9 protein-coding genes and 1 pseudogene are annotated in these 10879 nt (G+C 70.5%); 6 read left to right on the forward strand and 4 right to left on the reverse strand.

The genetic code is table 11. The annotated features are described in order from the left end of the window. Window positions 1-24: 24 nt before the first annotated feature. Both IH13_RS0122995 and IH13_RS0123000 read left to right on the forward strand, forming a co-directional pair. Window positions 25-1413 carry a 2-oxoadipate dioxygenase/decarboxylase gene (locus IH13_RS0122995; protein ID WP_031087361.1) on the forward strand — a complete coding sequence of 463 codons (1389 nt, stop codon included), beginning with the start codon at window positions 25-27 and terminating at the stop codon, window positions 1411-1413. A 318-nt stretch (window positions 1414-1731) separates the two neighbouring features. Further along, window positions 1732-2205, forward strand: coding sequence for a hypothetical protein (locus tag IH13_RS0123000; RefSeq protein WP_031087363.1), 474 nt, complete (start codon window positions 1732-1734; stop codon window positions 2203-2205). A 431-nt stretch (window positions 2206-2636) separates the two neighbouring features. Here the strand turns inward: IH13_RS0123000 and IH13_RS0123005 are convergent, their stop codons facing one another. Together IH13_RS0123005 and IH13_RS0123010 are read right to left on the reverse strand one after the other, a co-directional pair. Further along, window positions 2637-3599 (reverse strand): D-alanyl-D-alanine carboxypeptidase family protein, encoded by a 963-nt coding sequence (locus IH13_RS0123005; protein ID WP_031087365.1) that lies wholly within the window; start codon window positions 3597-3599, stop codon window positions 2637-2639. Window positions 3600-4012: 413 nt separating this feature from the next. Then, entirely contained in the window at window positions 4013-4888 is an 876-nt protein-coding gene (locus IH13_RS0123010; protein ID WP_031087366.1) for a LysR family transcriptional regulator, read from the reverse strand. A gap of 123 nt (window positions 4889-5011) precedes the next feature. Here IH13_RS0123010 and IH13_RS0123015 point away from each other — a divergent pair, with 123 nt between their 5' ends. Next, on the forward strand, window positions 5012-6010 hold the full coding sequence (locus tag IH13_RS0123015; protein WP_031087368.1) for an NADP-dependent oxidoreductase: 999 nt from the start codon (window positions 5012-5014) through the stop codon (window positions 6008-6010). Between the two features lie 486 nt (window positions 6011-6496). On the opposite strand, the pseudogene IH13_RS41100 reads toward IH13_RS0123015, so the two are convergent. Then, a pseudogene (locus IH13_RS41100) lies at window positions 6497-6700 on the reverse strand (sterol carrier protein domain-containing protein); the annotation flags it as partial. 100 nt (window positions 6701-6800) lie between these two features. On the opposite strand from IH13_RS41100, the gene IH13_RS0123025 reads away from it, so the two are divergent. Both IH13_RS0123025 and IH13_RS46160 read left to right on the forward strand, forming a co-directional pair. Beyond that, window positions 6801-7508, forward strand: a complete 708-nt coding sequence (locus IH13_RS0123025) for a cysteine hydrolase family protein (RefSeq protein WP_031087372.1) — start codon at window positions 6801-6803, stop codon at window positions 7506-7508. Next, window positions 7481-8014, forward strand: a complete 534-nt coding sequence (locus tag IH13_RS46160; protein WP_420713387.1) for a DUF6924 domain-containing protein — start codon at window positions 7481-7483, stop codon at window positions 8012-8014. The genes IH13_RS0123025 and IH13_RS46160 overlap by 28 nt, the downstream gene beginning before the upstream one ends. 170 nt (window positions 8015-8184) lie before the next feature. Here IH13_RS46160 and IH13_RS0123030 read toward each other — a convergent pair whose 3' ends face one another. Then, the gene (locus tag IH13_RS0123030) at window positions 8185-9231 is read right to left on the reverse strand and encodes a threonine/serine dehydratase (protein ID WP_031087374.1); all 1047 of its coding nucleotides are present in this window, start codon (window positions 9229-9231) and stop codon (window positions 8185-8187) included. A gap of 941 nt (window positions 9232-10172) precedes the next feature. On the opposite strand from IH13_RS0123030, the gene IH13_RS0123035 reads away from it, so the two are divergent. Further along, window positions 10173-10763, forward strand: a complete 591-nt coding sequence (locus IH13_RS0123035) for a transglycosylase SLT domain-containing protein (protein WP_031087376.1) — start codon at window positions 10173-10175, stop codon at window positions 10761-10763. Window positions 10764-10879 lie beyond the last annotated feature (116 nt).

Consider the following 10879-nt stretch of genomic DNA (forward strand, 5'->3'; position numbering starts at 1 on the left):
ACTGCCTTGCCAGCCCGCTCAGAGATGTGTATAAGAGACAGGCTCTCGGACATGTACGGGCGGGAGGTCCCCGCCTACACCACGCTCGTGGACGTCTCGCGCGAGGTCAACGAAGACGTGCTGAAGGCACAGGGCGCCGATGCCGAACGGCTCGGCTCCATCAGCCGGGTGACCGCGGAACGGCACGGCGCCATCCGTGTCGGTACCCCCGGTGAACTGCGGCAGGCCGGCCGCGTCTTCGGCGCCCTGGGCATGCGCCCGGTGGGCTTCTACGACCTGCGGGAGGCCGCTTCCAGCGCCGTACCCGTGGTGTCCACCGCCTTCCGACCCGTCGACGGCGAGGAACTGGCCCGCAACCCCTTCCGCGTCTTCACCTCCATGCTCACCCCCGCGGACCCGCGCTTCTTCGACGCCGGGCTCCGCTCCCGCCTGGAGGCGTTCCTCGCCGACCGCGAACTGTTCTCCCCGGAGCTGCTCGCCCTGGCCGACCGGGCCGAGGCGGAGAAGGAGTTGCCGGACGAGGACGCCGAGCGCTTCCTCCACCTCGCGGTGCAGGCCTTCGAGCTGTCCACCGAACCGGTCGACAAGGCGTGGTACGAGACGCTGGAGAAGGTCTCCGCCGTCGCCGCGGACATCGGTGGCGTGCGCAGCACCCACATCAACCACCTCACCCCCCGCGTCCTGGACATCGACGAGCTCTACCGGCGCATGACCGAGCGCGGCGTCGAGATGATCGATGCCATCCAGGGACCCCCGGGATGGGAGGGCCCCGACGTCCTGCTGCGCCAGACGTCCTTCAGGGCGCTGGCCGAGAACCGTGCCCTGCGCACGCCCGACGGCCAGGTGGTCACCGGCGCCCTACGGGTGCGGTTCGGCGAGGTCGAGGCCCGGGGCATCGCCCTCACCCGTGAGGGGAGGAGCCTCTACGATCAGCTGCCGGCCCTCATCGACGAGCGGTCGGCCCTGGACCCCCTGGCCGACCGGGGCGAACTGGCCCGCACCCTGTGGGCCGAGCGCCTCCCTCGCAGCGAGCGGGAACTCGCCGCGAAGGGCCTGGGGTACTTCACGTACCACGCCGTCCGGGACCGGCCGAGGGACGGAAGCCGTCCGCCCGCCGGTCTCGCGGACCGGCTCCGGCTCGAACAGGGCTGGGTGCGCGCCGAGCCCATCGTCTACGAGGACTTCCTGCCCCGTTCGGCCGCCGGCATCTTCCAGTCCAACCTCAACGGCGAGGGCTCCAGGGACAACGGCCAGGAAGGCGCCGCCTACGACAGCGAGTGGCTCTCCGGAGCCATGGAGCGCGAGGTCCTGGACCCCTTCGCCCTCTACGAACGGCAGCAGGACCGCTCCCTCGCCGAGGTCGCCCAGGAGCTCGGACGCGAGGGCGCGCCTGCCGGGGGAGAGGCCGGCTGAGGCGCCGGGGCCCGTCATGCCTCGGGGCGGGTGATCCGTATGCGGTGGCTGTCGCCGGTGCCTTTGCCGAGCGCGACACGCGTAGCCCGTCGGACCGCTCGGTGAAGGTCTCGCCCGGTTCGAACGCGGCGCCGAAGAGGTCGGCGTGCCCGGGCCGGTGGTCACCCACCGGCGACCGTTCCGCCGGGTCCGGACCGGGCCGTCGGCGCACGACACCGCGACCCGCCCGTAGCGCTGTCGCGTCGCCGAGCCCGCGTTCTCGTGAGGCCGTGCAGGCATAGGGTGAGACTTTCGACGAGGTGGCACGGGGGGAGCGTCGTGGAGGTCACCGTTCAATGGATCCGGACGTCCTGGACGAAGCGGTCTCGGGGTGGAGAGGCCGCCGCTCGCAGGAACGCGGTCCCGGTCGGCTTCCGTCTTCCGCCTATGGTGCCTGCGGTCGCGCACGTGGTCCGTGTGCGGGAGAGCGACGGCTTCGACGCCGTGGACGGTCAGGAAGACCTGCGCAGCGTCGACGTCCAGCTCCGAGAGCGCGACGGCCGGTTGCGAGTCCTTCCCCGGATCCAGCCCTTGTTCGCCATACCTCCTCGGCCGCGGAGGCCCCCGGCTGTACGGCTTGTTCCCGGGCAGTGGGTCCGCTGGCAGCTCAACTACCGTTTCAGCAGCGCGGCGGGAGTACGGGGCTGGTCGTACTGGCTCGACACCTTCAACATCGCATACGGCCCGGTGGAAGCTGACGTGTTCTTGTCTCCGCCCACACTGCTCATCGATGAGCGGGGGCCGGTCCGGTGACCCACCGGGCACCGGACACGCACCGGAGTCCTCGGGCCCGTCTCGGCAGAGCGCGAAGCAAGAGGGATGGGAGCGCTCGGCCGGGTGGTGGAGCGGACGGGTGAAGGCGGGCTCACCGCTTGGCTCGACTGCGACCTGGTGGGTGACCCGGGCCCGGGGGACGCCCCACCGGCGGTGACCACCGTCCCCCGTGCGAGGAGGTCTGGTGAGCGGTGGAGCGACGCCCGGACAGTACGACGGCCGCCTCCCCCCGAATGCGGGCCGGGGCGGTGCCGGCCGGGATCCGAGGATCGGTGCCGAGTGTGGCCGACAGCCGTGGTCAGCCGGAGGAGGAGCCGTCGCGACGCCCCCGGGTCGTGACTGGGCCGGCTAAGGGCGGTGGTAGGAACAACGCTGCGGGTTGGTACACCTGGCGGGCCCGTCCGTGGCGGTCAGTGGGCGAATCCCCAGTCGAGCATCTTGGCGGCTTCGGCGAAGACCGCCTGGTCGGCGCCGACGATCGCACCGACCAGGGTGCGGTTGTCCCGCTCGGCGGCGAAGACGAGCGAGTAGCCCGCCTCGGCGCCGCTGCCCGTCTTGACGCCGAGGGCGCCGTCGTAGGTGCTCAGCAGGTCGTTGGTGGTGTGCCAGGTGTAGTAACGAGTACGCCCGTTGGCCGCCGGTGCCTCCGTCTCGAACTGCTGGAGCTTCACGATGTCGGCGAAGACCGGCTTCAGCATCGCGCGCTGACCGAGCTTGGCGAGGTCGCGCGCGGTGCTGCGGTTGTCGCCGTGCGAGATTCCGTCGAAGGAGTCGAAGTGCGTGCCGGTCAGGCCCAACTGCTGGGCGTGGGCGTTCATCTGGTTCTCGAAGTCGGCGATCCGCGCCTGCTGTGTGTCCCCCTCGCCGAAGCTGTCGGCGAGGGCCATCGCGGCGTCGCCGCCGGAGGGAATCAACATGGCGTGCAGCAGCTGACGGGCAGTCAGCTTGTCGCCCGTCTGGAGGTCTGCGGTGCTGGCCCCGTTCTCGGTGACGTAGTCCCGGTACTCCTGCTTCACCGTGATCTGCCGCTCCAGCCACTCCGGATGCTGGAGCACCACGAGCGCTGTCATGATCTTGGTGGTGCTGGCCATCGGGACACTCTCGTCGGCCCTGGTCCCGGCCCACATCGCCCGCTCCTGGCTGCCGTCGCGGGCGTCGAGCAGGAAGGCGTTGTCGGTGGCGACGTCCGGTGCGGCCAGGTCCGGGGTGGCGGGTGCGTCCTGAATCCGGTCGTCCGCGGAGTGCGTGACGGTGGAGGTCGCCGCTTCGGCGAGGCCCCCGGCGGTGATCGGCAGGACGGCGCCGACCAGTGCGACGGTCGCGATGCGGGCTCCGGTGCGGTGGATACGGCTGGGGCGGGCGTGCGAACCCATGGCCTCCCCTTCTCCCGGCGCGGGGCGCCGGCTCGTGACGGAAATCAGTGTGTAGCGAACCTACTTGCGCGCGAACAGCTGCTGTCAAGATCGACATGTCATAGCCGGGTAACAGGAATGACCGACATGGAGATGTGGTGCAGACCCCTTGTGGGGCCTATGACCTCGGTCGCGCACCGTGGTTCAACGACCTCGACGCGTCACGGGTTCCGGGCGGCGTCGAGCCGCCCCGGTCTGCTGCGTACCGGCCCTTGGATATCTGCGCCGCCGGACGCTGGAGGCCGCGGCGCCCGCTCTGTGGCGAGATGAGAGAAAGGCATGCTTTGACAGGGTCTGTGGAGCTTCTTCAGCGTTGCCGCTCCCGCGTGTGGCTGGCCTCGGCGACGGACGTCAAGCGGCCCGGCTGGTCCCGGTCAGGCTGCCGTGGCGGTCAGGACGGCCTGGGCTGCCAGCCGGAGATTGCTGATCATCGGATTCGGATCGCCCTTGCGGCTGACCAGGACGACCTGGCTGGGGGGAGCGCCCTCGATCGGGACGGTGACGAGGTCGGGACGCAGTGAGCTGCGCCGGTCGCCGACCGGTAGCACGGCGATCGCCCTGCCACTCGCGACGAGTTCGAGCTTGTCCTCGTAGCTCTCGATCGGCGGCACACCAGCCCCGAGGACCCGGTAGGAGGTCCATTCCGCAGTCTCGAACGCGCACGGCGCCGCTTCCTCGCCGGCCAGTTCTTCCGCGGTCACCGACGCGCGGTCGGCCAGAGGATGGCCGCGCGGAACCACGAGCATCCGGGGCTCCTCGTACAGCGGCGTGGTGACCACGTCGTCCGCAGCGAGCGGCAGCGGGGCCCGGGCGATCAGGGCGTCGACGCGCTTGTCGGACAGCGCCCCGACGTCGCGGCAGTTCAGGTATCGGGTGGCGACCTCTGCGTCCGGGTGACGGCGGCGCAGTTCCCCCACGGCGGCGGTGATCACCAGGTCTTCGACGTATCCGATGGCGATGCGCGCGGTCTCGGCTTGTTCACGCACCGCCAGCTCGGCCCGGCGGGCGGTCTCCAGCAGAGCTCGGGCGTGAGGGAGGAACGTCTGTCCGGCCGGAGTGAGCCGCGTGCCCTGGGGTGTGCGGTCCAGCAGGCGTGCGCCGAGCTGCTTCTCGAGCCGTTGGATCTGGCGGCTCAGCGCCGGCTGGGCCACGTGCAGGTCGGCGGCGGCCCGGCCGAAGTGCTGGTGCGCCGCCACCACGGTGAAGTACCGCACCAGCCGCAGCTCCAGGTCCTGCCCGAGGTCGTTCACTTTTCCAGCGTACGCCGTCATGCCGTTTCGGAATGACCGGGTTGCCGAACCGGTCTTGGACGGCCGTGCCGGCCTGGACCTTGAATGAAGGAGCAAGGTTTCTCCAGGAAAGTGACAGGTGCGATGAAGGCGATCCAGTTCCACGAAGCGGGCGGGCCGGAAGTTCTGCAGTACGACGAGGTGGCGATTCCCGCGATCGGCCCGGGCGAGGTGCTCGTCCGGGTGCACGCGGCGGGCGTCAACCCGCCGGACTGGTACCTGCGTGAGGGGATGAAGGTCATGCCGGCCGATATGAGGCCGGCGCTCAACTTCCCCCTGATCCCCGGCACGGACATGTCCGGGGTGGTCCAGGCGGTCGCTCCGGACGTGTCGGGGTTCGCCGTCGGCGACGAGGTCTTCGGCATGCTGCGCTTCCCCGGATTCGACGGCCGGACGTACGCCGAGTACGTGGCCGCGCCGGCTTCGGACCTGGCGCACAAGCCGGCCGGTACCGACCACGTGCAGGCGGCCGGGGCGCCGATGGCCGTGCTGACGGCCTGGCAGTACCTGATCGATCTCGGCCACGACGTGCCGTCTCCTTTCACCGGCCAGGTGCACCGGCCGGTGCCGATCACGCCAGGGATGACCGTGCTGGTCAACGGGGCCGCCGGCGGAGTGGGCCACTTCGCGGTGCAGCTGGCGAAATGGAAGGGGGCACACGTCGTCGCGGTAGCCTCGGGCCGGCACGAGCAGTTCCTGCGTGAGCTCGGCGCCGACGAGTTCGTCGACTACACCACGACGCAGGCCACCGACGTGGTCAGCGGCGTCGACCTGGTTGTCGACACCGTCGGCGGCCCGGACAGCTCACGCTTCCTGTCCGTACTCAAGCGCGGTGGCACCATGCTTCCGGTGTTCTTCGCCCAGTACGACCCGGAAGAGACGGCGCGTCTGGGCATCACGGTCTCGAACATCCAGGTGCGTTCCAACGGCCCCCAGCTCGCCGAGATCGGACGTCTGCTGGGCGAGGGCGGACTCCGGGTCGGGGTGGACAGCACCTACCCGCTGCCCGAGGCGCACAGCGCACACACGCGAGCTGCGCAGGGCCACCTCCAAGGAAAGATCGTGCTGACGGTGGTCTCGTGACCGCCGAACTCCCACCGGCGGTGGCGAACTACGCCCACGCCCGGGCGAGCTGGTTGGGCCCGGACCGGAAGGGGGCGGCACCACCTGGGCAATGCCGTGGTCACGACGACGGATGCCGCTACCGCCGAGGTGCGGCCCGTCCGGCGCAGACGAGGAACACCGGCGAGAGCATCCAGGTGATCGATCCCGACCGGGGTCTGCACGTTCGGCTTGCGCCGGTCCGGCGGTGGGTGGTGGATCGCCGAGCTCCCCCTGGCGCCGGCCACCCCTTTTCAGGGCGGGGCCAGGCAGCGTGTCCGCGGATCACCGGGTGCCTGCCGGTGATCCGCGGACAGGTGGCGATCGGGCCCACGACGCCACTCCACACTCCGTATGGCATCGGCCGGGTGCCTCCGGCGGCCTGGAGCCCCCTGGGCTGCTGATCGAGGCGCCCGGTGTCTCAATCAGGTTGCTCGGGGGCCTCCTTGGTCGTCCGTCCTGGCACGGTCAGAACCGGTGCAGGCGGTGAGGGGAGCGCTCGGTGCGGAAGAGGGCGTCGGCCAGGGCGACCGCGGCCGGTCGGTGAGCGTGGATGTGTCCGGCCCGCACCGGTGTGCTCGGGGCCGTGCCGCCGAGGTGCACCGAGCCCAGGTCGCTCGCGTCCGGGGACAGATCGGGTTCCCGGTCCGTCGGGACGCACGCCTCGCCACCGACGAGACCGTCGCAGCGGAAACACTGCCGTACCTGGATACCGCCCGCTCCGGTTCCGACCGCAAGCTCCACCCCGACCACGCCTGACAGGAGCACCACCATGCCGGACACCGAGGCACTCACCCATGCCTGGCACATCGAGGAACGGGAGTACAGGCGCCAGGAAGAACGACGCGGCCGCCGGTTCGCGTACACGAGTCTGGACCCCGCCCGCACCGCGCTGGTCGTCATCGACATGGTGCCGTTCTTCGTCGAAGCGAACCCCTACACCCGTGGCATCATCCCGAACATCCACATGCTCGCCGACCGCCTGCGTACCGTCGGCGGGACGGTCGCCTGGGTTCTGCCCGCGCGCACCGACCGGACCCCGGTCGGCGACGAATTCCACGGCCCGGCCGCAGCCGAGATGTTCCGTAACGCCGGCGGCACCGGGCCACTCCGCGACCGGTTGTGGCACGGCTTCACGACCGGTGCCGACGATCTGGTGGTGGAGAAGTCCGCGCCCAGCGCGTTCTTCCCCGGCCGCTGCCCGCTCCCCGAGCTTCTCCGGGAGCGCGGAATCGACACCGTACTGATCACCGGTACGGTCACCAACGTCTGCTGCGAAGGCTCAGCCCGCGACGCCTGGACACTCGGCCACCGGGTCATCATGGTCGCCGACGCCAACTCCACCGGCCGCGACCAGGACCACAACGCCACCCTGCGCACGGTCTACCTGTCCTTCGGCGATGTCCGGCCCACTGCGGACGTGCTCGCCCTGATCGCCCCAGCGGGCGGTCGGTGGTCCCCAGAGGGAGGCACCATGTAGGCGTTGCCGTCGGGGTTCTCCGGGAGGGGCACCCAGCTCGAGCGCAAGTGGTCGATGCGCCTGCTTGGTCGGGAGCGAGGGCTGACGAGGTTCTTGCCGCTGTAGACGCAGACGAGTATCCGGGCGTCGTCTCCCTCGCCGACCGCGAGACGACGCAGTCGCCGACGCGGTCGTTGTTTTCGCTGTGCCGGCCCTCTCGGAGAACGAGAGGGCCTCGGTCCGAACTGCCACTGCGACAGGCCCGGTCGAGGTCTGGGGGAGGGCGATCGCCCCCATCCGGTCGGGGCGAGGGACGGGTACCGCGCCAGCAAGGGCTTGGCGCGCGTCGCGCGTCGGAGTTGTCGAAGCGGCACACCGCGATGGTGTGCTCGAAGAAGTGGTCATGTGGAAGTGCGGGAGGCCGGGGGCGGGACGGGGTTGCGGGTCAGGCCTGTGGCATCGAACGCCCTGACGTGGTCGACGTGTCCACCGGACCGAGGGTCCCTGGGATTCTGGGCTATAGTTGATCTAGAGGGCGGCGGATCGTTTCGGCGGTGCGATTGCCTGTGCGTTGGTCGTCCAAGGAAAGACGTCCCGCTTCCCGCGGGGAGATGCAGGTGCAAGGCCTGCCCAGCGCTCCACCCGGAGCCCCGTTCCCGTCATGACAGGAACGGGGCTTCTTCGCGAGGGTTGCCGGTCAGTGCTCGGTGGCGTGGTGCGTGAGCCGGCTCGGGTCGGTGTTCGCTCCGCAGAGCACCACGGCGACCTTTTCGCCGTGGGAGGGGCGGTAGTTACGGGACGGCCTGGTGGGCAGGTCGCGATCGGGTACGCGGTGCGGCCCAGCGGTGAGGGCGGCCAGCGCGGTTGCCGCCCCGTGCTCGACGGCGATGCGGTGATGGTCCCACAGGGTCTGGCGGGCACGGACGATCTCGTCGTCCGGCACGAGCACGGAATGGACGCGGTCCTGCTGGGCGGCGTGCAGGGCCATGGCGGAGGCGCGACGGGCGCCCAGGGAATCGGCGGCGATCGAGTCGACCGGGACGTCGACCAGGCGGCCGGCTTCGACGGCGGCGTTCAGTGCGCGGCAGTTGAGCGGTTCCACGGCGACGGTTCGGATGTTGTGGTGCCGGGCGGCGGTGGCGACGCCGGCGAACAGTCCGCCGCCGCCGACGGCGACCACCACGGTGTCCAGGTCCGGGATCTGCTGGTGGATTTCTTCCAGCAGGGTGCCGGCCCCGGCGGCGATCAGGGGGTTGTCGTAGGCGTGGGAGGGGAGCGCGCCCGTCGCGTGCGTGAAGTCCTCGCAGGCGGCGAGTGCTTCGGCGTACTCCGTGCCCACCAGGCGCACGTCCGCGCCGTAGCCCCGGAGTCGGGCGACCTTGACCGCCGGGGCGGTGGCCGGCAGGAACACCGTGGCCCGCACACTGTGTTGCTGGGCCGCCCACGCGCACGCGAGTCCGGCATTGCCGCCGGAAGCTATGGTCACCCCGGCGTCCGGCAGGGTACCGGCCTCGTGGTGGGCCTGGATGAAGTTCTGGGCGCCGCGGGCCTTGAAGGAGCCGGTGTGCTGCATGTACTCCAGCGCCAGCCACACCTCACACGATTCGGGCTCACGGTCGTCCAGGGGGTCGCGTGGGGCGGTGTGGATCGCCCCGGCATCGACCGGGGCGAGGGTGACGGGCCGGATACGCCCGGCGATCCGGTCGGCGGCCTGCTTGATGTCGCCGTAGGTGAGGTGGGACACGGGGTTGCTCCCTTGACTGAGGGGCTGATCAGGACCAGGTGACGAGCCGGCCGGTGGTGGCGGCCCGAGGAAGAAGGCGAAGGCGATGCTCCGCCCCGCCGGGTTGGGGCGTGACGAATGGGAGCAGGCCGGAATGAACAGCAGCGTGTCGCCGAGATCCGGCCTCGGACCGACCTGCTGGAACCAACCCCTTCCTGCTCCCGCCGCCCTATGCCAGCGCGTGGTACGCGAGGCCACGTATACGGAGATGGTGGCCCGCGCCCGCGACCTTGAGCTCAGAGGTTACGAGGTCTCCGGTTCGGCCACGACAAGCTCGGCGCCTTCGGATATACGCCGGGACCTCCTGTGGGAACGCCGCCTTGGCCACGACGGCCACCTCACCCACGAGACCTATCGCCGCCCGAACGCCCGGGCGACGTGGAGGGGACACCGGGGCAGCGGGCCCGGCAGCGCTTCTCGCACGTCTGCTGTCACGGTGTCGATCCGCCCGAACCCGCGCTTCCCGGGCTCAGGGGAGGAGAGCGCAGCGTGCGGGAGTGACGACGGAGCGTTGAACTTCCGGCATGCCGGGAAAGGCGAGAGCGCGCTGATCCTGTGAGGTGGCGCATAGGGCGTGGGTCATAGGCCGGGTCGGATAGTAGTGGCCGGCCGCGTGGATGCGCGCCGGTGCTGGAGCCCGGTGTCGTCGCGTCGCCTTTCTACGAAGCGTCTTCGCAGATCACATGGTTGCGGGGGCGGGGAACCGTTCCTCATGGTGGTGGACGTACCGGGGAGCCGAGCGCCGGAACGGGCCACGGGCAGCCGAGCAGGAAGCCCAGGACCCGCCTCCAGACACCGGCCCCATGACACGCGGCGGACGCAGTGGTCCGCATGAACACCGTGTCGCCGACACACATCCTGTAGTCGGCCTCCCCATGCCGTCCCCCTTGGAGAGGTACCCCATGACTGCCGTCCGCCGTGTCCTGAACCCCCGCACCGCCACCGCCGCGATCGCCACCACGGGTGCTGCGGCCCTCGCCCTGACCCTCGCGCCCCAGGCCCACGCCGACGAGCAGGTCAAGCCGGCGCTGCCCGCCACCGCTGCCGCGGCCGTCGCCGTCCAGGCCGACCACCTCGCGGCCACGGCCAAGTCCGCCGCCCAGGCCAAGCCCTCCAGCGAGACCAAGACCATGTCCGTGGCCGACATCCAGAAGAAGGGTGTCAAGAAGTACGGCAACAAGCTCGACGGCTGGATCCGTACCTCGCTGGACATCATGCACGCCAAGGGCATCCCCGGCACCTACAAGGGCCTGCACTCCAACATCATGCGCGAGTCCTCCGGGAACCCCCGCGCCATCAACAACTGGGACGTCAACGCCCGCGCCGGCGTGCCGTCCAAGGGCCTGCTGCAGATCATCAAGCCCACCTTCGAGCGGTTCCACGTGGCCGGCACGAAGAATGACCAGTACGACCCGGTCGCCAACATCGTCGCCTCCGCCAACTACGCCGCCCACCGCTACGGCACCATCGACCTCGTCCACTCCGCGTACTGAGGCTGCCCCGCAGTTCTTGGATCCGGGGAACCACCGCGCATCCCGTGACCTCGTATGCAACGAGGACGTGGGCAGGGGGACTCAGGCACCCTGACGGCCGGTGGCCGGTACGGGCT

Source organism: Streptomyces sp. NRRL WC-3549, assembly GCF_000721935.1.
In the GTDB taxonomy this organism is placed as follows: domain Bacteria; phylum Actinomycetota; class Actinomycetes; order Streptomycetales; family Streptomycetaceae; genus Streptomyces.